Raw genomic sequence first — 20,348 nt, forward strand, 5'->3', positions numbered from 1 at the left:
TTTTCTCATAATAAGCTTGAATTTTATAAAGAAAACTAGGTCATTCAATCCCATTTAGTAGTCAATAGCAACAAAGTTTGAGAAAAGAGCCTAAAAAAAAAAGAAGGGGGGTGCCCTTCTTTTTTTATTTATTTCTCTTCTTTCATGATTGTCTTCGCCATTTGGATGAAGGCATCACGATGATCAGAACCTTCTTTTGTGAATAGAGTAAGCTTCAAAGGCTGTTCTTCATTTTTAATAAGGTAGGTGGTAACATTGTCTGCTCCGTTTTTTGTTTCCATACCCCAGGCATTGCTGAAAAATGGATCCTCAGGAATTTCAGTTTCATTTACCTCAGGCCCGACTGCGGCCAGCTGCGCCTTTGCGTTTTCTTCAACCATTTCCCATTCTGCATCTGCTGGAAGCAGTTCTATCCTCATGAAGATACTGTCATCCTCGGTCAACATCAGAACATCTTTGTTTGGTTCTTCTGCTGTCAATTCATAATCAGGCAAGACATACATTGAATAATTTTGATTATCGTTATACTTTAGAAAACCGGTTTGCTGCTTCTGTTCTCCATTCAATGTATAATCAAGGTTCTGTTCCATGATTCGGATCAGGCCTTCTTCATTGGTCTTTTCCTGTTCCGCCGCTTGCTGCTCTTCATTCGCAGCTTCCGGTGCAGATGCCTGCTGTGATTCAGGTGTCTTTTTCACTGCTTTTTCAGACTCTTCTGCGGATCCGCAGCCTGAAATGATAAATGCCGACAAGCCAATGAGTGCGATTGGTTTTACTAATTTGTTCATGTCGAATTGCCCCCTGTTATTTCATTTGATGTTTTCTACAATTTTAGACGAAAAAAAAGAAAGAATGTTACAATCCCTTATCAAAATAACATGGACATGTCTCTTCCGACAATAATGAAAATGACCCACGAGCCAGCGTGGGTCATTTTCAGGATTCATTATTTTCATTGCTACCTGAGAGGAAGAAAAACAAATAATAATAAATCAAAAACAATATGGGATACAATCACCAGCGGCATGCTCCGTTTCCACGCATATAAAATGCTCCATGCAAGGCCGGCGATCACTGCAGCCAGTATCAGAATGAATTGACCGGAATAGAAATGGACAGAAGAATATAGAAGTACAGATAAACCAATCGTCATTTTCATTCCAAAGTATTGACTAAGTCGTTTTTGAATGAATCCCCGCCAAAAAATTTCCTCTCCAGGAGCAATAATCAAGACAAGTACAATATAATGCCAGAATAATTCAGGAGAAAATCTGCTGTACAGGCGGGTGATTTGACCTGAAAAAGGCAGGTTCAGCAATTCAATCAATAAACTTCCGAACCAAAAGAGACCAAATAAACCTGCTCCTGAAACAATTCCTAATGTTAAATAAGAGAGTGTGGATGCATTGTCCTCGATTTCTTCATGGATGATAGAAAAGCTTATAAGAACAAGCATTGAAGCTGTGAAAATATACCAGAAAACGTTTTGATCCTCGAAGGTAAAAAACATAAGAAGATGCGCGATTAAAATGCCCAGAATCAGTCTGGGATCCGCCATCCATTTCTTCATTCTCGATAAACCCCTTTCCAGAAACAAAATTTATTGTACCAAATAATTCATTAAAGTTGTAAGGAAAAGATTTCTACAAGATGGGGTATGTTAAGACAGAACGAAAAACGATGGGAGGGAAGAGCATGTCTCAATCGAAACGCGAAAAGGAGCGTAATTGGACTGTCCGCAAACAGGACCAGCATCCTCACGGGAAAGTTAAATCGTACAAGGAATTAGCTGGCAAAGAAACAAAGGAATAGAAAAATTTGAAGAGCCGGAACGCAGCTCCGCAGCCGGAATGTTTACCAAAGAAGAAAAAGCAGCCAAGGCTGCTTTTTTCTTCTTGCATAAAATATATTAATAGGCTGTTTCTTTTACAATTTTATAATTTTTATGATTGATTACTGTACGCTGGTCCAGTTCCAAATCCCTGAAATTGTTCATATATGTTAAATCAACAATGACAGAATTCTCATTTACCTTTTCCACAACTCCCTGTAATCCTTCTTTGAATTCGATTACATTTCCAACTTCAGCTTTCTTCAAATAACCTCGCTCCTTCGTTATATTTCGAATTACTAACATTTTGCCTTAAATATTTCAATGCGTAAAGAAAAATCTGTAATAAAGTTTAAATGTTCACGAAATTTTCAAATTTAAAATTTAGAAAATTCAATTTATATTTTTATTATATAGAAAAATAACATTTCTATCCAGAAAAAATTTTAAAAGTTTTTTAGGATTTTTCCCATTTAATTAAGTTCGAAAACATGTATCTGTAAGATTGCAATTTGCAAATTGAACAATAGGATATAAAATGGTTTTAACCTATTAGTTATAAGGGGTGTGAAATATGGACAAGGAACAAGCTGAAAGAATGCTCGAAAACTTGAAAAATAGAGAGGTTGAAGAGATTTTTGTTGCGAAGCAGGATTTTATGGTTTTCCGTGAAGTGATTGTTAAGAGAGAAGACTTTAAATATTTCAGGGGTATTGCCCAAAGAGGCGGAGATGTCATTTATCAATATATGGATGAACCAAGGAGCTAATCCGATTACCTATGTTAAAGGGGAAAAATGTACTATACCTATTAGTGGAATAGTAGTAAAATATTAACATAGACTGATGAGGTGATCGCAGATGGAAACTATGTGCCGTAATAGAATAAAAAAAGAAATCGAACAAAAACGAGAAGAAATGATTTATTCGGCAAAAGAAACAGGTTTTCTAAGCGTCCAGACCATATCAGTAAGCCAGGAACTTGATCGGCTGTTAAATATTTTTCAGGAAGAAATTCAGCCATTATCAAAATGAATGTTGAGAGACACTTAAGCAGTGTCTTTTTTATATCTCTAATTGGTTGAAAATTCACATATTTATTTGCTGATGATAAACTTTTTTAAGGCCTTATAAGAAATATGAGGGGGATGATGAGGGATGGAGTTAATAGACAAGCTTGAACAGCTGAAGGACGAAATTAGGAAGGTTGTGGTCGGACGGGACCAGGAAGTAGAAATGATGGTCATATCCCTTTTGAATGATGGCCATATCTTAATGGAAAGTGTGCCGGGAACAGGAAAAACGCTTCTTGCGAAAACATTCGCAAACGTCATAACGGGAAAGTTTTCAAGGGTCCAGTTTACACCAGACGTTTTGCCAAGTGACATAACCGGCATCCAGTTCTTCAATCCGAAGCTGCAGGAGTTTGAATTGAAACCAGGTCCTGTGGTAACCAATATCCTTTTAGCAGATGAAATTAACCGTGCCACCCCAAGAACACAGTCTAGTTTGCTGGAAGCAATGGAAGAACATCAGGTGACAATCGATGGACATACGATTCCGCTGAACACTCCTTTTCTTGTCATTGCAACACAAAACCCGGTTGAATCACAGCAGGGTACCTTCCAGCTGCCTGTTGCCCAGATGGACCGTTTCTTCATTAAACTTTCACTTGGGTATCCAGATATCAATGAAGAAAAAGAAATGATCAAAAAGCACAGATTTGGAACTGAAGCTGCAGAAATCATTGCTGTCTTTAAAGAGGAAGATATCCTCTTTCTTAAGCAGGAACTAAGGAAGGTTAAGCTGGCTGATGTGGTTGAAGAGTATCTATTGAAAATCACAAGGGAAACAAGGAATCATGGATCCATCGAATTAGGCATCAGTCCCCGTGGAACGCTTGCTCTAGTAAAAGCAGCACAAGGCAGAGCACTTGTTAAGGGACGGAGCTTTGTGGTGCCGAATGATATAAAGGAAATGGCTCCATTCGTCCTTGCCCACAGAATTTATCTGTCCGCAGAGGCTTCACTGACGATGACGCCGGAAAAAGTAGTCGAGGATTTGCTGGAATCTATCCCGCTTCCGGTAGAAGCTGAGGTTTGATGCCATGCAATGGAAAAAAAACGTGATTGAGGATCGCTTTTTGTCCATTCTGGCATTTCTCGGTATTTTATTGGTGATTGTAAGCTTTTACATAAACTCCTGGCTGATTTTCGGAGTCGGCATTCTGATCATTTTTCTGGCATTCGCCAATTCCTATTATTTAAAACATATAGGAGAGGGACTGTTTTTTGAGAACAACCGGAATCGCAATCGCTTTTTCATTGGAGACCGGGGGGATTGGAACCTTCATTTCCTCAATCAGGGGCTGCCAATCATGAAAGGGAATATCTCTATTTATTTTGACAGTGCAGTTGTCCCTGCTTCAGCTGAATATTATATCCATCAATCAAGAGTAGATGTCACCCTGCCGTTTTCGATCGGACGAAAAGAAAAAGCCAACATTCATATTCCTTTTCTTGCTGAAAAGCGGGGACTATCGAAAATCAGGAAGCTGGAGCTTCATATTCCGCATTTTTTTGGCTTCGGGGACACGATTCTTGAATTTACCGATGTGATCAATATGGAGACACTTGTCTATCCAAAACCGCTATCGGTGAACAATATTGATCGCCACAAATCAGTCAAGCCTGGAAACAGCCCATCTATTTTCTCTGTTTTTGAAGATAACATGGGACCGGTTGGAACAAGGGATTATCTGCCAACCGACAGCTTCAACAGAATTAACTGGAAAGCAAGTGCAAGGAGAATGACATTGCAGACAAAGGAATTTGAAAGGATCAATGAGGCTGGAGCCGTTTTGTTGATCAACGTTTCTGATGGGTATTCAGTAACCAGCAAGCTTGAATTTTTAATGAGCAGCATTGCGGAAATGGGTTACTTTTTTCATCGGAACAATATCCCTTTCTCCCTTTGCATGAACATAAGGTCTGCCGGGTTGACGCCTTTTACCTATCTTCCATTAGGTTCTGGAAAGGATCATCTGCAAAAGCTCCTGGATTTATTGGCGATTGCCGATTTTCACTCTCCCACCATTCCGCATGAACAATTGCTTTTCTTCTATAAAAGGCATTTGGCGCTCGCACCCGTCATGATATATGCTGGGGTCCGTACACCAAGGACAGATGGCTATATGCAAGAGTGGTCAAGGGAAGGGGTACAGCTTTTTCAACTGCAACAACATAACGAAGGTGGATACCTTGAACCACTAAAAACCGTGTTAAAGGATGTGGCCGGCAAATGAATATTCGTGTCTTGCATGTCTTTTTTCGCTTTTATATCGAATGGACCTTTGCCAGTCTGATTTTTGTGATTATGCATTTGTTATCCTCACAGCAAATGCCATTGACTGCAATGATGGCTATAGCTGCGGCAGCCTCATTGGTTTTCGCGATCCTGTTGGAGAAAAAGCCGAATTTTGCCAAGCCAGTGTATGTACTTGTCATCCTGCCGTTGATTGTCCTGCTTGGAAATATAAGCGGACTGGATCTTTTTTATACAGGGACCACCGCAGTAATGGTCTTTTGGAGGACCCTGAAATTTCATGAGGATTCTACAAGTCATTCGGAAAGCGTTTGGCTTGTCGTCACCTTTCTCGCAGGAGTGTTCGTTTCCCCGCTTGGGTATTTTTATGGCGGGAGCTATTTAATGCAGATCGCGATCCTTTTGATTTTTCAGTTGATGTTTATCTTATCGGGGCAATTTTTGCTAAAATGGCTGGATATTGAAACGGCTGCGAAAAATAGGTTCGCATTTACGTATTCCAGCCTGCTGGGTGGAATGCTGCTTCTGGTCGCTGCACTGACCTTCGGAAGAAATCTTTTAAAGGAATCATTCTTTTTTGTCCTGCAAGCAATTGGATGGATTCTTTCCCTGCTGTTATATCCACTTTTCTCATGGATTGCCTCTCCTCCCCTACAGGAAAGGGCAAGTAAAGTCCTCCCAAACAGAAAGCCGAATGTGGAAGATGCCCATTCTTTTGAGACGGCCAAGCTGGGTTTTGATCCGAATTTCTGGGGACCAATCCTTTTTGTGTTTTTAGTGGTAATCGCTTTTTATTTTATTTATAAAAAAACAAGTTTGTTTAAAAAAGAACAAGGAACGAGTGAAATCCAGGCTGGGTTTGTCACAAATACTCCCTTCAATGATTCTTCACTGAATAACCTGCTTTCAAGGAAGCGGATGGCAATGCCCGCCAATCAAGTACGGAAAGAGATTTTTCAACTGGAAAAATTCGCACATAAAAGAGATCTTGGGAGACTTAATTTTGAATCAATCAATGAATGGTTTGAAAGACTCGGTATTCTATACGATCACAGAACCATCCGGACATATGAAAAAGTAAGATATGGTAATGATCAGGAAGAACCTGTAGAAGGCTGGTTCAAAGAGGATATCAAGGCCATCAAGAAACAACTAATTTCACTTGAAAAACTTTACAAAGAAGAAAATAAAACAGGACTGAAAGACACCTTAAGAAACATTTTAAAACGAAATTAAAATCTTTTGTCACAATTTCGTTAAAATGAAAACGTTTTACTAAAAAAAATGCGCAAAACCTTTAAAAAACAAGGTTTTTTCATTGTCTATAGTGGGGTGAAATGCTATTCTTTTGTGTGGGATGCCAATCCATATTTCTGAGGAAATGATTGGAAACAATATATGGTGTGAAAGAACAACACAAATGGGTAAAATACAAATATCATTTTGGCCAGGCCAGATTTTGACCTTTCGCTGAATTGAACCATTTAGTTCGGAAGGCATCATGTATGGTCATCTTAAACATTTATTTAAAGGAGATTGATCTAGTATGGTACAAAAACAATTCAAGGTTGTTGCTGAAACAGGAATCCATGCTCGCCCTGCTACAATGCTTGTTCAGGCTGCAAGTAAGTTCGATTCAGAAATCCACTTAGAATATAAAGAAAAAAAGGTTAACCTTAAGTCAATCATGGGTGTAATGTCATTAGGAATCGGCCAGGGTGCAGACATCGCGATCATCGCTGAAGGAAGCGACGAGCAAGATGCTCTTAATACGCTGGAAGAAACTCTTAAAAGAGAAGGCTTAGCTGAATAATGGGCTTTCTCCAGGGTATTGCTGCTTCAAATGGCATTGCCATCGCAAAAGCCTATAAGCTTGTCGAGCCGGATTTTTCTTTTGAAAAAAAATCGGTAGATGCCCCTGCTGAAGAGGTTGCACGGTTCCAGACAGCGCTTCAGACATCAAAAGCTGAGCTTGAAAAGATCCGTGATCATGCAGGAACAGCTTTGGGTGCAGATAAAGCAGCGATTTTTGATGCACATCTTCTAGTATTAAGTGATCCAGAACTGATTTCACCCATCGAAGATAAAATCACAACTGAAAATGTCAATGCAGAACACGCATTGAAAGAAACTGCTGATATGTTCATTGGCATGTTCGAATCTATGGACAATGAATATATGAAAGAACGTGCAGCAGATATCCGCGATGTAACAAAGCGAGTGCTTGCACATCTTTTGGGAATCCAAATTCCTAATCCAAGCATGATTGCCGAAGAAGTGGTTATTGTCGCTGAGGATTTGACTCCTTCAGATACAGCCCAGTTAAATCGCCAGTTTGTAAAAGGTTTTACAACCAATATTGGCGGCCGTACATCACATTCTGCAATCATGGCTCGTTCCATGGAAATTCCTGCGGTTGTCGGCACCAAGGCAGCTACAGAAGAAATCAATAACGGCGATCTCGTTGTTGTGGATGGGTTGAAAGGTGAAGTTCATTTCAATCCGACTCCAGAGGTTCTTGATGCATATAAACAGATTCAGGAAGACTTTGAGAAGCAAAAAGCAGAATGGGCAAAGCTTGTTAATGAAAAATCAGTAACAGCTGATGGCCATCATGTAGAGCTTGCCGCGAACATCGGGACACCGAAGGATTTAAAGGGTGTTGTCGAAAATGGCGGTGAGGCTGTAGGACTATACCGTACGGAATTCCTCTATATGGACAGGGACCAGCTTCCTACTGAAGAGGAACAGTTTACAGCATACAAGGCTGTTCTTGAAGGCATGGAAGGCAAGCCAGTCGTAGTCCGCACATTGGATATCGGCGGTGACAAAGAACTTCCATATCTTGACTTGCCAAAAGAAATGAATCCTTTCCTTGGTTTCAGGGCAATCCGTCTTTGCCTGGAGGAAGTAGATATTTTCCGTACACAGTTACGCGCTCTATTGCGTGCCAGCGTTCATGGCAACCTGAAGATCATGTTCCCGATGATCGCTACTCTTAATGAATTCAGGCAAGCAAAAGCGATGCTGGAAGAAGAGAAAGCTAAGCTTGTAGAGGAAGGCATCAAGGTTGCCGACCACATCGAACTTGGAATCATGGTCGAAATCCCTTCAACTGCGGTCCTTGCAGACCAGTTCGCAAAGGAAGTTGACTTCTTCAGTATCGGAACAAATGACCTTATTCAATATACGATGGCTGCAGACAGGATGAACCAGCAGGTATCCTACTTGTACCAGCCGTATAATCCGTCCATCCTTCGTCTTGTGAAAATGGTTATTGATGCAGCGCATAAAGAAGGCAAATGGGCTGGCATGTGCGGGGAAATGGCCGGTGACGAAACTGCTATTCCGATTTTGCTTGGTTTAGGTCTTGATGAGTTCTCAATGAGTGCTTCTTCAATCCTGAAAGCACGCTCTTTGATCAGAAACCTGAACAAAGCCGATATGGAAAAGCTGGCTTCTGACGTCTTAAACATGAGCACCACAGAAGAAGTAGTCGAAGCAGTAAACAAAGCAGTCGCTTTGTAATATATTTGTAATACAAAAAATGTTTTACCCTATAGATGGCGGGTATATATGAATAAGCACTTTGGTTAGACTGAAAGTAAGCTAATCATTCTCATTTTCCCCCAGATTTGGCCGGCTGTTAAACAGCCGGCATTTTTTTGTGTCTAAAAGCCAATTCGCATTAAATTTAAAGGCGGGATGTCCGGCAGTAACAACTTCGGACAGGTTTGAAGGGAAAAGCAGAAAAGTTGTCCGAAGCAGGAGCCACTTCGGACAGGTTTGAAGGGAAAAGCAGAAAAGCTGTCCGAAGCAAGAGCACCTTCAGACAGGTTTGCAGGAAAAAGCAAAAAAGCTGTCCGAAGCAAGATCAACTTCGGACAGCTCTAGAGAAAATAGCAGGAAACCTGTCAAAAACCAGTCCAACTTCCGACAAGTTCATAAGGAAGAGCATCAAAACTGTCAAAAACAATACTCACCGGATAGGTAAAGTGCTGATAACGGCTGCCCCTAATGACTGTACAAATAAAAAAGGTGCCTGTCACGCAACAGCAGGTCAGCTTCTTAAACTTTAAATGGGTTTTTCCACTCCATCAGCATTCCATAATTCAGTGATTCTTCATCTTCCAGATAATTGGCTACCGGTTTTACCGGAGTACGGCCGCAGCGGAGCAAAAAGGAAACGACCGGATCCCTCAATTCACCATCTAGAACTTTTTCTACATACTGGTCAATTGACATTTGTGCAGAGAATGCGTGATAACCTGGCATCCTGCCGCCTCCCAAAAGTCTATCCAATCCTAAATGAACAACTGTCTCATACATGCATTGCATCATCCATTTTCCAAGTCCCAATTTACGATAGGCAGGGCTGATGCAAATATCTACAATATAAAGGGTGTTGCCGTCCGGATCATGGTTCCGGATATAGCCATTATCGGTAATATCAGCCCAGGAATGTTCTTCATCACCCTTTTTCATTTCAACAATCAGGCCGGTGATCGACCCTGCAATGCGGCCGCCAACTTCAACACATATAGCCCCTTCTGGGAACAAGCTAATATGATTTGTCAGCTGCTCTTCATTCCACCAGAGTTCTTCCGGAAATGGCGGGGGAAAGGCTTCCTGCTGGACACGGATTAACTGGTCAAAATCGTCTCTCGTATAATTTCTAAACGTTGCCTTGACAGGTTTATTATTATCGTAAACATAAATCTCTTTATAAAACATGTTCGCACCTCGAAAAGTCGTCATAACCACAGTATAAAAAGTTCGGGCACACAAGGTCAACTTGTGTTCCATTAAATAAAGTCGATTGTTTAAAAAGATCAAAGAAAGGGTAACATAATGATTCGCATAAAAAATGGTAGATCGCTCTGGAGGCCGGGATTAATTTCTCGGCCTTTTTTGATTCTAATGTTAGAATATATTTAAAATTAAAGAGGGAAGAAGGAGTACATATGCTATCCAAAGAAGATACTGTAATTGGATTCATCGGAACTGGTGTGATGGGGAAAAGCATGGCAGGTCATCTGCTTGAAGCAGGCTATCAGCTGACGGTTTTTACCAGAACAAAAGAAAAGGCTGCTGAATTGCTGGAAAAAGGTGCGGTCTGGTCAGAGTCACCACGTGAGGTTGCCCAAAAAGCGGATGTTGTTTTTACAATCGTTGGTTACCCATCAGATGTAGAAGAGGTTTATTTGGGCGAGGAGGGACTAATCGCCAATGGGAAGCCTGGCAGTTATCTGATTGATATGACAACATCCACTCCATCCCTGGCAAAGAAGATTTATGAGGCAGCAAAAGAAAAAGGAATCCATGCGATTGATGCTCCTGTTTCCGGCGGTGATGTAGGTGCCCGGGAAGCAAGGCTCGCGATTATGGTCGGCAGTGATGACGAGGCCTTCCTTGAAGTGGAACCGCTGCTTAATATACTGGGCACGAATATCGTGCATCAAGGAGAGCCTGGTGCAGGCCAGCACACAAAGATGGCCAACCAGATTGCCATAGCATCGAACATGATCGGTGTATGTGAGGCAATCATCTACGCCGAAAAGGCCGGCCTTGATCCTGAGACCGTATTGAAAAGCATTTCTACCGGTGCTGCAGGCAGCTGGTCACTGTCAAACCTGGCACCAAGGATGATAGCAGGCAATTTCGAGCCTGGTTTCTTTATCAAGCATTTCATCAAGGATATGAAAATAGCCCTCGATGAAGCGAAACGGATGGACATGGAAGTGCCTGGACTCTCGATGGCTCTTTCATTGTATGAGCAGCTTGCGGAAAAAGGCGAAGAAAACAGCGGTACACAGGCGTTATATAAGTACTGGAAACAATCATAATATTTGCTAGTCATAGACCCCTCCCCAGGTAAAGATACTAAAACCTAAAGGAGGGGATTTCTATGGCTAAAAGGACAAAAAAGAACGATCCGCAGCAAAAGAACAAAAAGGGTTTCGACTCTGCTGTCATTGATTCTGAGTTCTCACATGAGATTGGCAGTGCGGCGACAAATAAGATTCATAAAGATAAGGCGAAAAAAGAGAAAGCTCCTAAGAATAACGGGAAATTCAAGGGATAATAAAAAGCCGTTCCCCTGTAGGGGAACGGCTTTCAAATTATTGTCGTAAATATCTTTCCAAACGGTCAAGCCCTTCTTTTAGGGTATCCATAGAATATGCATAGGAAAGGCGGAAATACCCCTCTCCAAATTCAGAGAAAGCACTCCCCGGAACAACTGCCAGCTTTGCTTCTTTGACTAAATCCATGCAAAAATCAAATGAGGAAATATTGCTTTCCGGAATTTTAATGAAAAAGTAGAACGCTCCTTCAGGCTTGATGACATCAAGGCCCATGGAGGTGAGTCTTTTGAATACATAATCGCGCCTAATGGCATACTCCTTTTTCATTGGCAATGCGTCATCAACCCCTGCCGTCAAAGCCTCCAGCGCAGCCATTTGTGAAATCGAAGTTGCACAGGTCACATTGTATTGATGTACCTTCAGAATATGTTTCGCCAGATATTCAGGCGCAAAAAGCATGCCTATCCGCCAGCCTGTCATTGAGTGTGATTTGGAAAGCCCGTTTATGACAATTGTCTGTTCCTTCAGGAATTGCGCAATTGATATATGTTCCTGCTCGTAAACCAGTTCACTGTATATTTCATCAGCCAGCACAAAAATATCCTTGTCCATCAGGAGTTTTGTAATTTCTTTGAGTTCGGTCTCATTCAGGCTGACCCCGGTAGGATTCGATGGATATGGAAGGACAATACACCTTGTTTTTTCGGTAATCAGGCCCTTAATCAACGCGGCTGTCATCCGAAATCCGGTTTTCCTGATGTCCGCATAGATTGGGGTAGCACCGCAAAGCTTGATGATTGGCTCGTATCCTGGATAAACAGGACCGGGCAGGATCACCTCACAGCCTTCATCAAGGATGGTCCGGAAGGTGATATCAATCGCTTCACTTGCGCCAACTGTGATGATTGTTTCTTGTTCAGCTGAATAAGAAACATGGTACTTATCTCTGTAGAAATCCGCTGCGGCCTCTCTTAGCTGAATCAGACCGGCATTATGTGTATATGTAGTGATATTAGATCCTATAGCCTGCTTGCCTGCTTCTTTAACATGTTCAGGGGTTTTGAAGTCAGGCTGGCCGATTGTCAAAGAAACCATATCTTCTACATGGGCAACCATGTTGAAAAATTTCCTGATGCCTGAGATCTCTATGTTTTTAACCCGATTATTAATTAAATGCTCCACGTATGACATCCCTCCCATTATCATTCCTATTTTACCATGTTAAAGTGGAAAGTTGTAAATTCATCTAAAAGGAAAAAGGGTTAATGAAAGAAGCAGAGAATATTAATTTAGGTAGAAATGGAAAGGGGTGTTCCGCTTGGACTTGGAACAAATCAAAAAACATTATACAGAGTTTGATATCTGGATCCAATCATTGAGAAATCTTGACGCCAGTGAATGGCTTATGCCGCTGGGAGAGGGGAAATGGACGGTAGCCGCGGTAGTATCCCATCTGCTCTTCTGGGATAAATTTTCATTGGAGGAGCGATTTCCGTATTTTAAAGAAGACGCAGTTTTGCCATCATTTCCTGATTTTCAGGAAATCAATGACAAGGCGCGTGAATATGCTGAAAATAATGCGACAAAGGACCAAATCCTTGATGAACTCCTTGAGGTCCGTCAAGAGTTCCATGGAATGCTTGAACACATGAATCAAGACGCTCTTGCAGTCTCATTCAAAATTTCCGACCATCAAATGACGACTGGTGCATATTTTGCGGACTTTATCTGGCACGATCTCCATCATCAAAAACAAGTAGATGCTGTGTTAGGATGGGCAGTCGCAAATTGATTTCATATGCAGACCTTTTTTGGTGTGCTTTAAATTTTTTCGACAAAAACAAACAATCAAAAAAGGATGAGTAGTTATGTCAAATACCGTAAAACATAGAAGGATAATTTTAGATTTAGCAATTACTTTAGATGGATTTATTGAAGGGAAAAATGGAGAAGTTGATTGGTGTATCATGGACCCTGATATGGAGTTTACTGATTTCTTGAATCAAATTGATACTATTTTATATGGCAGGAAAAGCTACGATTCATGGGGACAATATTTTCCAAAAAATGATGACCCTGATACCGAAAAGGAAATATGGAAACTGGTTCATAGTAAAAAGAAATATGTTTTTTCCAGAACACTGAATGCGATTGATCATCAAGCAATAGTCATAAATGATAATATCCTTGGAGAAGTAAATAAATTGAAGCAAGAGCCTGGTAAAGACATTTGGCTATATGGCGGAGCAAGTCTTATTAAAACTTTTATAAATCTCGGGCTTGTTGATGAATTTAGATTATCTATTCACCCTGTTGCATTGGGGGAAGGAAAACCGTTGTTTATTGATTTAAAACAGAGGATTAATTTAAAAATGGTTAATACAAGAACATTTTCCTCAGGCGTTGTGCAAATAATTTATCATTGGCACGGTAACTAAAACCTATTGTAATAAATAATCTAATATTGAATGTTAAAGGGGAATCCATAAATAATGGGTTCCCTTTTTTAATGTAATTATCAACACAAAATTTTTACAAGGCCTTTTGCCTAAAGGTATTAGCCGACCTGCCGATAATAGGTATATAGTACTTATATTTTTTTTAGAGAAGGAAGAGCATGATGAATGATAGCAGTATTTTATTAGAATCGGGCACGAATGAACTGGAAATTGTCGAGTTCGGCATCGGCCAGAATAAATTTGCCATAAATGTCATGAAAGTAAAAGAAATCCTCAATCCGGTGCCTGTCGTGGAGATTCCACAGTCACATCCATTTGTGGAGGGAATCATGGAACTGAGGGGAGAGGTGCTTCCTGTCATTAATGTGGCGTCTGCTTTAGGACTGCCTCAATCTGCCAATCCTCAAATGGATAAGTTCATAGTAGCGGAATTCAATCGGCAAAAGACGGTATTCCACGTCCATACAGTTTCGCAAATTCATCGTATCTCATGGACTCAGATTGAGAAACCATCTGATCTGTATCAGGGACAGGAGAGCCAGGTGATCGGTGTGATCAAGCTGGGAGGAGAGATGGTTCTTTTCCTGGACTTTGAAAAGATTCTTCTTGAGATCAATCCTGATTCTGGGGTAAAAATCAGTGATGTCAAAAAGCTGGGGCCGAGAGAGCGTTCATTGAAAAAAATCGTGATTGCAGAGGATTCTGCGATGCTGAGAAAAATGCTTCATGACACATTGAGTGAAGCAGGATTCGATAACCTGGAGTTCTTCGAGAATGGGCAGGATGCAATCACTTATCTTGAACACCTGGCAGGAAATCCACAGGAGCTGCCAGGGGCAGTCCAGCTTGTGATCACGGATATTGAAATGCCGCAGATGGATGGCCATCATCTGACAAAGAGGATAAAGGAGCATCCGGTTCTGTCAAAGCTCCCGGTGATCATCTTCTCTTCGTTGATCACGAACGAGCTGCGCCATAAGGGAAGTGTTGTGGGTGCGGATGCCCAGATCAGCAAGCCGGAGATCGCACAGCTGGTCCTGAAGATTGATGAATTAATTTTATAAGGCAGATTGGCTATCAAAAAAAGAAAGCTGGGCTTCCAGCTTTCTTTTAAGGATATCTTTCGCCAAGCTTTTTGAATACTGGCTTTGCATATTTTCTTGTCCTGGCAGTACTGGAAGCTTCCTGTGCCTCCTTTAAACCAGTGTAGGATGACAATAATTTCTTTGCATTGGTCAATGAGATCGATGCTTTCGGATTCCGGACTGTCTGATCAAGCTTTCCCAGATGGGGCAGCAGTTCAAAGTCCTGCTTAGTCGGCGGGATATGGAATGTATAATCTCCGCAAACCACGAGTACGTCTGACTGCTGCTGACTGTTCCTCGGATTGTTTGAAAAATGAAGACCAGCCTTTTTGGCTTTTCCTTCCCTGAGCATTTTTTTTATCGCATCATGTTTTAACTGATAAAGAAATTTCGCATTTGGAGCAGTCTTGGCATGACGGTTCACGGTGAAGATTGCTTGCGAGAGGTTCTCAATCGTTGGACGGAGTTGGGGAATATTGTTCCTTTCATTCTTCAATTGGATAGGCTCCTTTCTTCGTTAGGACTTATGCAAGTCCTTTTTAACCATATTTCTATTATACCCTTTATTTGGCTTTTTGAGAAATAGAAGCCTATCATCGAGCATTATTATGGTCTGATGGTTACTCTTGTTCCATTGGGTACTTGCCGGGCCAATTCGAGGACATCTTTATTATGCATGCGTATACATCCTTTTGAAACTAACTTGCCGATGGAGGCAGGATTATTTGTCCCATGGATTCCATACCCAAGTTTGGAAAGTGATAACCACATTACGCCATAAGGCCCGCCTGGGTTGGGTTCTCTGTTGACAATGACAAATTCACCGACCGGGGTTTGAGTCAGCATTTTCCCGATGCCGACTGGGTAGGTTTTTACTGTATGGCCTGCTCTGGATAAACTGAGCCTTTTGCTGGTTAATGATACCGAAATGGAATAAGGAATGGAAGCTGGCTCTGGAAGTCCGGGAATTGAAATCCGCTGGCCTGGATAGATGAGCGCCGGGTTGATGATTCCGGGATTCGCAGACAGGATTTGGCCGATGGGCCGGCGGTAATTAGCTGCGATAACGACCAAAGACTCGCCTTTTTTAACAATATGATACATAAAATCTCCTCCTCTGAATCAGCTTATGCCTGTTGGAGAGGAAGGTCACCCTGCGGTTTCCGGATGTCGATTTTTAGCGAAAATTTGTAAATATTAAAAAAATAGTATCGTTTTTCCTTATTCAAAAAGGTAAAATAGGGATATAAAACTATTTCGGATCATGGACCAGGTACGAACGTACTTCTGGAATGAGGATGGTTAGATGGATCAGATGAAGCAATCACGAATCACAAAAAGGAGGAGCACACCAGCTCCCAATAAAATAGAACAGATGATTTCAGATATCATCTTTAAACATGTGACGGATCTTGTTTTTATCATGAAGGTAGAACCGGGATTTCAATTCCGTTACTTATTTGCGAATGAAAACGGGCTGCTTCACGCGGGAATGGACCCGCGTGATATTGGCAAGACGATGAAGGAAGTATTGCCTGTTGACCGGTTTGCCCATTTGCAGCAGCAGTATGTAAAGTCCGTGAAAACTGGTGAGGAAGTCGTTTTCCATCATGAAGTTGATCTAGAAAATGAAAAACAGGTTCTTGGTGAGACGCTGCTGACCCCGGTGAAGAATGTTTCAGGGGACGTTCAATATGTTGTAGCGGTAACCCGGGATATTACCGAAACGATGAAGGAAAAGAATAGATTGATTGACAGTGAGCAGCGCTATCGTTCACTTATCGACCATAATCTTGATGCGGTTTTTTCAATCGATCTAAAAGGAAAAATCCTTGATGTCAACCCAGCTGCGCAAATATTGACCGGTTATACGGTCAAACAGCTTAAATCGAGGAAGATCACCAGCTTGATTTGCGAGAGTGACCTGCCGCCATTCCACGAACTTTTGGCTGATACGAAACATGGAAATGCAAAGGAATCGCTTGATTGCCGCTTCATGCACCGAAAGGGCAATTTCCTGACAGTCCATTTGAAGACGATACCAATTGTGATTCATTCTGAAATAAAAGGCATGTATATCATCATACGGGACCTTTCCGAACAGGCTAAAAATACCGAGTTGATAAGATACATGGCATTCCACGATCAGCTTACAGGGCTGCAAAACCGAAGGGCACTTCTCGATCATCTTGATAGTCTTGTCAAAAGCCGAATGAAGCAAAAAAATCCATTCGCCCTTCTCTTTCTTGATATCGATCGGTTCAAGTATTTGAACGATACACTGGGTCATCTTGTTGGCGACCAGATTCTGAAACAGGTTGCCGATCGACTGGTCGAAATCCAAAAAGAAAACTGTACTGTGTACAGACAAGGCGGTGACGAATTCATCATTGTCCTTGAAGAAACAGGAAGGCTGGCCGCAGGTGAATTTGCACAAAAAATATTATCCGGATTCAACGAATCTTTTTATTTCAATTCCCAGGAGTATTATATAACACCAAGCATTGGAATCAGTCTATATCCCAATGATGGCAGGGACGCTGAATCCTTGATTAAATATGCGGATGAAGCATTATATAGCGTTAAAGAAAAAGGGAAAGCACACTACCAATTTTATCGGTCAGACATGCAATCAACAGGAATCAATGTCGTTACCCTTGAGGCCCATTTGCGAAAAGCCATCGAACGGGAAGAACTGGAACTTTATTTTCAGCCGCAGGTGAACTTAATTACCAATGAAATTTCCAGCTTTGAAGCTTTGCTTCGATGGAACAGCACTGAGTTTGGCTTTATTTCTCCTGCTGAATTCATTCCGCTTGCAGAAGATACCGGGTTGATCATCCCGATCGGCAACTGGGTAATTGACAGGGCATGCCGTCAAATCAGGGAATGGTCTGAGAAGGCAGGGAGACCAATCAGGATTGCGGTCAATATATCCCCGAAGCAATTCTTGCAGCTGGATTTAGTCAGGGTGATTAAAAATGCGGTTGAACAGCATGATATAGATCCTGGCCTTCTGGAAATTGAGATTACAGAAGGAGCAATGCAGGATACGAAAGAAACAATCCCAACCTTGAAACGTTTGAAAGATCTAGGAATCAAAATTTCCGTTGATGATTTTGGGACAGGCTACTCATCACTCAGTTATTTAAAGCAGTTTCCTATTGATGTATTGAAGATTGACCAGAGTTTCATAGGGGATATAAAGTATAACGGCAAGGATGCCGCCATCATAACAACCATTATCCACCTTGGCAAAAGCCTGGGCATGGAAGTGATTGCCGAAGGTGTTGAAGAACCAAGCCAGGTAGAATTCCTTACAAATGCCGATTGCGAAAAAGCCCAGGGGTTCTTTTTTGCAAGACCATTAAAAGTAATGGAAGCAGAAGAGAGATTCATAATGAAAACAAGCAGCTGATCAGCTGCTTGTTTTTTTGTGGCGGAGTGTAAATAATGTAAGTTCAGGCTGTGACAAAAACCTGAACGGAAGCCTGGTTGTTCCCAGTCCGCGATTCACATATAGTTTAAATTCCTTGTTGTTTCCTCCGTCATAGAAGCCTTCTACGTATTTTTCGGCAAATGGCGGGGTAACCAGTGGACCGTAAAAGGGTATCTGGATTTGTCCGCCGTGGCTGTGGCCGCTCAGCTGCAATTGAATAGAATATTGTGCTGCTTCATCTGCTTTATCTGGAGCATGGGATAAGAGGATGGTATAGGATTCATTAGGTATTTTGGACATAGCCTCTGCCAGATTTGGCTTGCCAAGCATGGCATCGTCAATGCCGGAAATCCAGATCGAACTGCCATCAAGAAGCCTGACATCAGCAGAATCGTTCAGCAGCAAGGTGAAACCTGATTGCTCCATCATTTGTTTATATAAATCAGAACCATATCCTCCATGATCGTGATTTCCATATACAGCAAATTTTCCAAGAGGGGCCTCTAACTGTTGTAACAGTGTGATGATTGTCCTTTTCTTTTCTGTAAAGTGCCGGGGGTCATCAAGTAAATCGCCTGTAAAAACAATCAAATCCGGATTCAGTTCATTGATTTTGGCAACCAGCTTCGCAAGCTGCTCAATTGTATATTGAAAACCAATATGAGTATCGCTGAATTGGATGATCTTCACTCCATCAAATCCTGCCGGAAGCATGGCGCTCCTGATAGTATGGCGCTTGATATCAAGCATCCGAGGCTCGACTTCCCGGGCATAGAAATAGCCGCCAGCGGTGAGTCCGCCTGCAGTCAATAATGTGCCGACTGCCTTTTTTATAAATTTCCTCCGGGTGATTTGCTCAGACATGAAAAATACCAACCTATCTCCAAATTTTCTCTACTATACTAGCAAACATACATGGAAAAAAGAAGTGCCATTTTAGGGAAGGAATTCATTTTTGTGTTTCTTGATCATGACTCTGGGGAAGAGAAAGGAAAAGTATGACTTGTCCTTTCGGTAAAAGAGGTGTTGTTGATGAAATATTATGATATGAGAATGGAAATAATGTTCATACCCATGAAAAATGGCTATTTAAAAGTTTTTGTTTCCGGTTTTGACCGTTTAGGAACTTGGGGGAACTCAATCGCTGTCTTTAATGGGGTGTCGGCAACAGCAAAAGGTTTTAATAAGAAGAGGACAATCGTCCATTCTATTGCCAAACTTCATAAATCGCTTGAGAGGAAGAGCGGAGGGAAATAAAAGAGAAAGGCCGGAAGGAATCCAGCCTTTATCGATTTTTTAACGGTAACTGACTGCTCTTGATTGCATCGCTTTCCATGTTTCAATAAAACGCTGCTTGTTAACAGGCACTTGTTTTCGGCCTGAAAGAGGGTCGTTCAGATAGACAGTCGTGTCATTGAAACCAACAAGGACGACTGCGTGTAAGTCGAGTGGCGTTTTTATGACTTCGTTGCCATGTGTCCATGATTCCCAGCGATCCGGAAGACGATAGTCACCTGTCGTCCACATGACGGCTGGATAACCGGAAGCTACATGATTCAGAACAGTCTCAAAGTTTTTGCCGGTCAAATTCACGGCCCGGCCTGGGAGATAATTGTTGATCAACTCTTCCATAGGCCTATCAAAAACTGCATACCCTGCGCGTTTCCCTGTCATATCTCCAACAAAGCCATCAGCTGGATCGCCCCAGCTTATGATATCCCCATTTGCAGAACGCTTCAGTGGATCATTATCTTTTTTAATCTCATTGAAAAGCTTCATTTTATTCGTTTCAGCCCCGGCATACTTCAGCATCATGGCCAGGCTGGTTACTTCACACCCATATTTTAATTCTGGATTTTGTATAATCAAGGGTACATTCATCATTATCTGTTTGTCACGCTGATGCTGTACTTTTGGTTTTTGTTCTGGTTTCGGGACCGCCAGTTCCTGAATCTGTTCAGGAACTTCCTTGATAACGATTGGTTCATGGTCTGTCTTGAGGGTCTTGATTTGGTTTTCGGCGGGCGAGCCGTGACTGCATCCAAGCAATGGAAGAATAATGCCGATGAAATGCCACGGTTTCATGTCATCATCCTTCCATAAGCTCTGCTTTTATCTTTGGCCA

24 protein-coding genes are annotated in these 20,348 nt (G+C 41.7%); 15 read left to right on the forward strand and 9 right to left on the reverse strand.

Going from position 1 to position 20,348, the window contains the following annotated elements:
- Positions 1 to 128: 128 nt before the first annotated feature.
- Both QNH36_RS08030 and QNH36_RS08035 read right to left on the reverse strand, forming a co-directional pair.
- Positions 129 to 788, reverse strand: a complete 660-nt coding sequence (locus QNH36_RS08030) for a DUF8580 domain-containing lipoprotein (protein WP_251542236.1) — start codon at positions 786 to 788, stop codon at positions 129 to 131.
- 170 nt (positions 789 to 958) lie between these two features.
- Entirely contained in the window at positions 959 to 1,570 is a 612-nt protein-coding gene (locus tag QNH36_RS08035; RefSeq protein ID WP_283905027.1) for a CPBP family intramembrane glutamic endopeptidase, read from the reverse strand.
- Between the two features lie 125 nt (positions 1,571 to 1,695).
- On the opposite strand from QNH36_RS08035, the gene QNH36_RS08040 reads away from it, so the two are divergent.
- Positions 1,696 to 1,812: a DUF6254 family protein gene (locus QNH36_RS08040; RefSeq protein ID WP_222125050.1), complete on the forward strand. Its 117-nt coding sequence runs from the start codon at positions 1,696 to 1,698 to the stop codon at positions 1,810 to 1,812.
- 97 nt (positions 1,813 to 1,909) lie between these two features.
- Here the strand turns inward: QNH36_RS08040 and QNH36_RS08045 are convergent, their stop codons facing one another.
- Positions 1,910 to 2,098: a YkvS family protein gene (locus QNH36_RS08045; protein WP_023615106.1), complete on the reverse strand. Its 189-nt coding sequence runs from the start codon at positions 2,096 to 2,098 to the stop codon at positions 1,910 to 1,912.
- A gap of 307 nt (positions 2,099 to 2,405) precedes the next feature.
- Here QNH36_RS08045 and QNH36_RS08050 point away from each other — a divergent pair, with 307 nt between their 5' ends.
- From QNH36_RS08050 to ptsP, 7 genes are all read left to right on the forward strand, one after another.
- On the forward strand, positions 2,406 to 2,600 hold the full coding sequence (locus QNH36_RS08050; RefSeq protein WP_144474690.1) for a hypothetical protein: 195 nt from the start codon (positions 2,406 to 2,408) through the stop codon (positions 2,598 to 2,600).
- Positions 2,601 to 2,700: 100 nt separating this feature from the next.
- Positions 2,701 to 2,865 (forward strand): Spo0E family sporulation regulatory protein-aspartic acid phosphatase, encoded by a 165-nt coding sequence (locus tag QNH36_RS08055; protein ID WP_395883495.1) that lies wholly within the window; start codon positions 2,701 to 2,703, stop codon positions 2,863 to 2,865.
- A 123-nt stretch (positions 2,866 to 2,988) separates the two neighbouring features.
- A complete protein-coding gene (locus QNH36_RS08060; protein WP_283905028.1) occupies positions 2,989 to 3,933 on the forward strand; it encodes an AAA family ATPase in 945 nt (314 codons plus the stop codon).
- Positions 3,934 to 3,937: 4 nt separating this feature from the next.
- On the forward strand, positions 3,938 to 5,134 hold the full coding sequence (locus QNH36_RS08065) for a DUF58 domain-containing protein (RefSeq protein WP_144474693.1): 1,197 nt from the start codon (positions 3,938 to 3,940) through the stop codon (positions 5,132 to 5,134).
- Positions 5,131 to 6,390, forward strand: coding sequence for a hypothetical protein (locus tag QNH36_RS08070; RefSeq protein WP_283905029.1), 1,260 nt, complete (start codon positions 5,131 to 5,133; stop codon positions 6,388 to 6,390). The genes QNH36_RS08065 and QNH36_RS08070 overlap by 4 nt, the downstream gene beginning before the upstream one ends.
- Before the next feature lie 310 nt (positions 6,391 to 6,700).
- Positions 6,701 to 6,967, forward strand: coding sequence for a phosphocarrier protein HPr (locus tag QNH36_RS08075; protein ID WP_144474695.1), 267 nt, complete (start codon positions 6,701 to 6,703; stop codon positions 6,965 to 6,967).
- Entirely contained in the window at positions 6,967 to 8,682 is a 1,716-nt protein-coding gene (gene ptsP / locus QNH36_RS08080; protein ID WP_144474696.1) for a phosphoenolpyruvate--protein phosphotransferase, read from the forward strand. Before QNH36_RS08075 ends, ptsP begins: the two co-directional genes overlap by 1 nt.
- Positions 8,683 to 9,222: 540 nt before the next feature.
- On the opposite strand, the gene QNH36_RS08085 is transcribed toward ptsP, so the two are convergent.
- Positions 9,223 to 9,888, reverse strand: a complete 666-nt coding sequence (locus QNH36_RS08085; protein WP_283905030.1) for a GNAT family N-acetyltransferase — start codon at positions 9,886 to 9,888, stop codon at positions 9,223 to 9,225.
- Positions 9,889 to 10,118: 230 nt separating this feature from the next.
- On the opposite strand from QNH36_RS08085, the gene QNH36_RS08090 reads away from it, so the two are divergent.
- Both QNH36_RS08090 and QNH36_RS08095 read left to right on the forward strand, forming a co-directional pair.
- Complete coding sequence (locus tag QNH36_RS08090; RefSeq protein ID WP_283905031.1) at positions 10,119 to 11,000, forward strand: NAD(P)-dependent oxidoreductase; 882 nt, start codon at positions 10,119 to 10,121, stop codon at positions 10,998 to 11,000.
- Between the two features lie 62 nt (positions 11,001 to 11,062).
- Entirely contained in the window at positions 11,063 to 11,239 is a 177-nt protein-coding gene (locus QNH36_RS08095) for a hypothetical protein (protein WP_186326637.1), read from the forward strand.
- Positions 11,240 to 11,276: 37 nt separating this feature from the next.
- Here QNH36_RS08095 and QNH36_RS08100 read toward each other — a convergent pair whose 3' ends face one another.
- Complete coding sequence (locus QNH36_RS08100; protein WP_283905032.1) at positions 11,277 to 12,422, reverse strand: aminotransferase A; 1,146 nt, start codon at positions 12,420 to 12,422, stop codon at positions 11,277 to 11,279.
- A 136-nt stretch (positions 12,423 to 12,558) separates the two neighbouring features.
- On the opposite strand from QNH36_RS08100, the gene QNH36_RS08105 reads away from it, so the two are divergent.
- From QNH36_RS08105 to QNH36_RS08115, 3 genes are all read left to right on the forward strand, one after another.
- Entirely contained in the window at positions 12,559 to 13,032 is a 474-nt protein-coding gene (locus QNH36_RS08105; RefSeq protein ID WP_283905033.1) for a DinB family protein, read from the forward strand.
- A 76-nt stretch (positions 13,033 to 13,108) separates the two neighbouring features.
- Positions 13,109 to 13,678, forward strand: coding sequence for a dihydrofolate reductase family protein (locus QNH36_RS08110; RefSeq protein ID WP_144474701.1), 570 nt, complete (start codon positions 13,109 to 13,111; stop codon positions 13,676 to 13,678).
- Positions 13,679 to 13,857: 179 nt separating this feature from the next.
- Entirely contained in the window at positions 13,858 to 14,763 is a 906-nt protein-coding gene (locus QNH36_RS08115) for a chemotaxis protein (RefSeq protein WP_251542226.1), read from the forward strand.
- 46 nt (positions 14,764 to 14,809) lie between these two features.
- Here the strand turns inward: QNH36_RS08115 and QNH36_RS08120 are convergent, their stop codons facing one another.
- Entirely contained in the window at positions 14,810 to 15,280 is a 471-nt protein-coding gene (locus QNH36_RS08120; protein WP_251542224.1) for a YkyB family protein, read from the reverse strand.
- Between the two features lie 110 nt (positions 15,281 to 15,390).
- A complete protein-coding gene (locus QNH36_RS08125; protein WP_251542222.1) occupies positions 15,391 to 15,888 on the reverse strand; it encodes a L,D-transpeptidase family protein in 498 nt (165 codons plus the stop codon).
- A 202-nt stretch (positions 15,889 to 16,090) separates the two neighbouring features.
- On the opposite strand from QNH36_RS08125, the gene QNH36_RS08130 reads away from it, so the two are divergent.
- Positions 16,091 to 18,202 (forward strand): sensor domain-containing protein, encoded by a 2,112-nt coding sequence (locus QNH36_RS08130; RefSeq protein ID WP_251542214.1) that lies wholly within the window; start codon positions 16,091 to 16,093, stop codon positions 18,200 to 18,202.
- Here the strand turns inward: QNH36_RS08130 and QNH36_RS08135 are convergent, their stop codons facing one another.
- Positions 18,203 to 19,087 carry a metallophosphoesterase gene (locus QNH36_RS08135; RefSeq protein ID WP_251542213.1) on the reverse strand — a complete coding sequence of 295 codons (885 nt, stop codon included), beginning with the start codon at positions 19,085 to 19,087 and terminating at the stop codon, positions 18,203 to 18,205.
- A gap of 168 nt (positions 19,088 to 19,255) precedes the next feature.
- Here QNH36_RS08135 and QNH36_RS08140 point away from each other — a divergent pair, with 168 nt between their 5' ends.
- Positions 19,256 to 19,480: a hypothetical protein gene (locus QNH36_RS08140; protein ID WP_144474706.1), complete on the forward strand. Its 225-nt coding sequence runs from the start codon at positions 19,256 to 19,258 to the stop codon at positions 19,478 to 19,480.
- Between the two features lie 39 nt (positions 19,481 to 19,519).
- On the opposite strand, the gene QNH36_RS08145 is transcribed toward QNH36_RS08140, so the two are convergent.
- Positions 19,520 to 20,308, reverse strand: a complete 789-nt coding sequence (locus QNH36_RS08145) for a C39 family peptidase (RefSeq protein WP_251542211.1) — start codon at positions 20,306 to 20,308, stop codon at positions 19,520 to 19,522.
- Between the last annotated feature and the right edge of the window lie 40 nt (positions 20,309 to 20,348).

Origin of the sequence: Mesobacillus sp. AQ2, from assembly GCF_030122805.1 — a bacterium.
GTDB lineage: Bacteria > Bacillota > Bacilli > Bacillales > Cytobacillaceae > Mesobacillus > Mesobacillus oceanisediminis_A.

Excerpts from the sequence above, each read along its gene's own strand:
- QNH36_RS08030 (WP_251542236.1), bottom strand. The coding sequence starts at position 788 with ATGAACAAATTAGTAAAACCAATCGCACTCATTGGCTTGTCGGCATTT.
- QNH36_RS08035 (WP_283905027.1), bottom strand. The coding sequence starts at position 1,570 with ATGAAGAAATGGATGGCGGATCCCAGACTGATTCTGGGCATTTTAATC.
- QNH36_RS08040 (WP_222125050.1), top strand. The coding sequence starts at position 1,696 with ATGTCTCAATCGAAACGCGAAAAGGAGCGTAATTGGACTGTCCGCAAA.
- QNH36_RS08050 (WP_144474690.1), top strand. The coding sequence starts at position 2,406 with ATGGACAAGGAACAAGCTGAAAGAATGCTCGAAAACTTGAAAAATAGA.
- QNH36_RS08055 (WP_395883495.1), top strand. The coding sequence starts at position 2,701 with ATGTGCCGTAATAGAATAAAAAAAGAAATCGAACAAAAACGAGAAGAA.
- QNH36_RS08060 (WP_283905028.1), top strand. The coding sequence starts at position 2,989 with ATGGAGTTAATAGACAAGCTTGAACAGCTGAAGGACGAAATTAGGAAG.
- QNH36_RS08065 (WP_144474693.1), top strand. The coding sequence starts at position 3,938 with ATGCAATGGAAAAAAAACGTGATTGAGGATCGCTTTTTGTCCATTCTG.
- QNH36_RS08070 (WP_283905029.1), top strand. The coding sequence starts at position 5,131 with ATGAATATTCGTGTCTTGCATGTCTTTTTTCGCTTTTATATCGAATGG.
- QNH36_RS08075 (WP_144474695.1), top strand. The coding sequence starts at position 6,701 with ATGGTACAAAAACAATTCAAGGTTGTTGCTGAAACAGGAATCCATGCT.
- ptsP (WP_144474696.1), top strand. The coding sequence starts at position 6,967 with ATGGGCTTTCTCCAGGGTATTGCTGCTTCAAATGGCATTGCCATCGCA.
- QNH36_RS08085 (WP_283905030.1), bottom strand. The coding sequence starts at position 9,888 with ATGTTTTATAAAGAGATTTATGTTTACGATAATAATAAACCTGTCAAG.
- QNH36_RS08090 (WP_283905031.1), top strand. The coding sequence starts at position 10,119 with ATGCTATCCAAAGAAGATACTGTAATTGGATTCATCGGAACTGGTGTG.
- QNH36_RS08095 (WP_186326637.1), top strand. The coding sequence starts at position 11,063 with ATGGCTAAAAGGACAAAAAAGAACGATCCGCAGCAAAAGAACAAAAAG.
- QNH36_RS08110 (WP_144474701.1), top strand. The coding sequence starts at position 13,109 with ATGTCAAATACCGTAAAACATAGAAGGATAATTTTAGATTTAGCAATT.
- QNH36_RS08115 (WP_251542226.1), top strand. The coding sequence starts at position 13,858 with ATGATGAATGATAGCAGTATTTTATTAGAATCGGGCACGAATGAACTG.
- QNH36_RS08125 (WP_251542222.1), bottom strand. The coding sequence starts at position 15,888 with ATGTATCATATTGTTAAAAAAGGCGAGTCTTTGGTCGTTATCGCAGCT.
- QNH36_RS08130 (WP_251542214.1), top strand. The coding sequence starts at position 16,091 with ATGGATCAGATGAAGCAATCACGAATCACAAAAAGGAGGAGCACACCA.
- QNH36_RS08135 (WP_251542213.1), bottom strand. The coding sequence starts at position 19,087 with ATGTCTGAGCAAATCACCCGGAGGAAATTTATAAAAAAGGCAGTCGGC.
- QNH36_RS08140 (WP_144474706.1), top strand. The coding sequence starts at position 19,256 with ATGAAATATTATGATATGAGAATGGAAATAATGTTCATACCCATGAAA.
- QNH36_RS08145 (WP_251542211.1), bottom strand. The coding sequence starts at position 20,308 with ATGAAACCGTGGCATTTCATCGGCATTATTCTTCCATTGCTTGGATGC.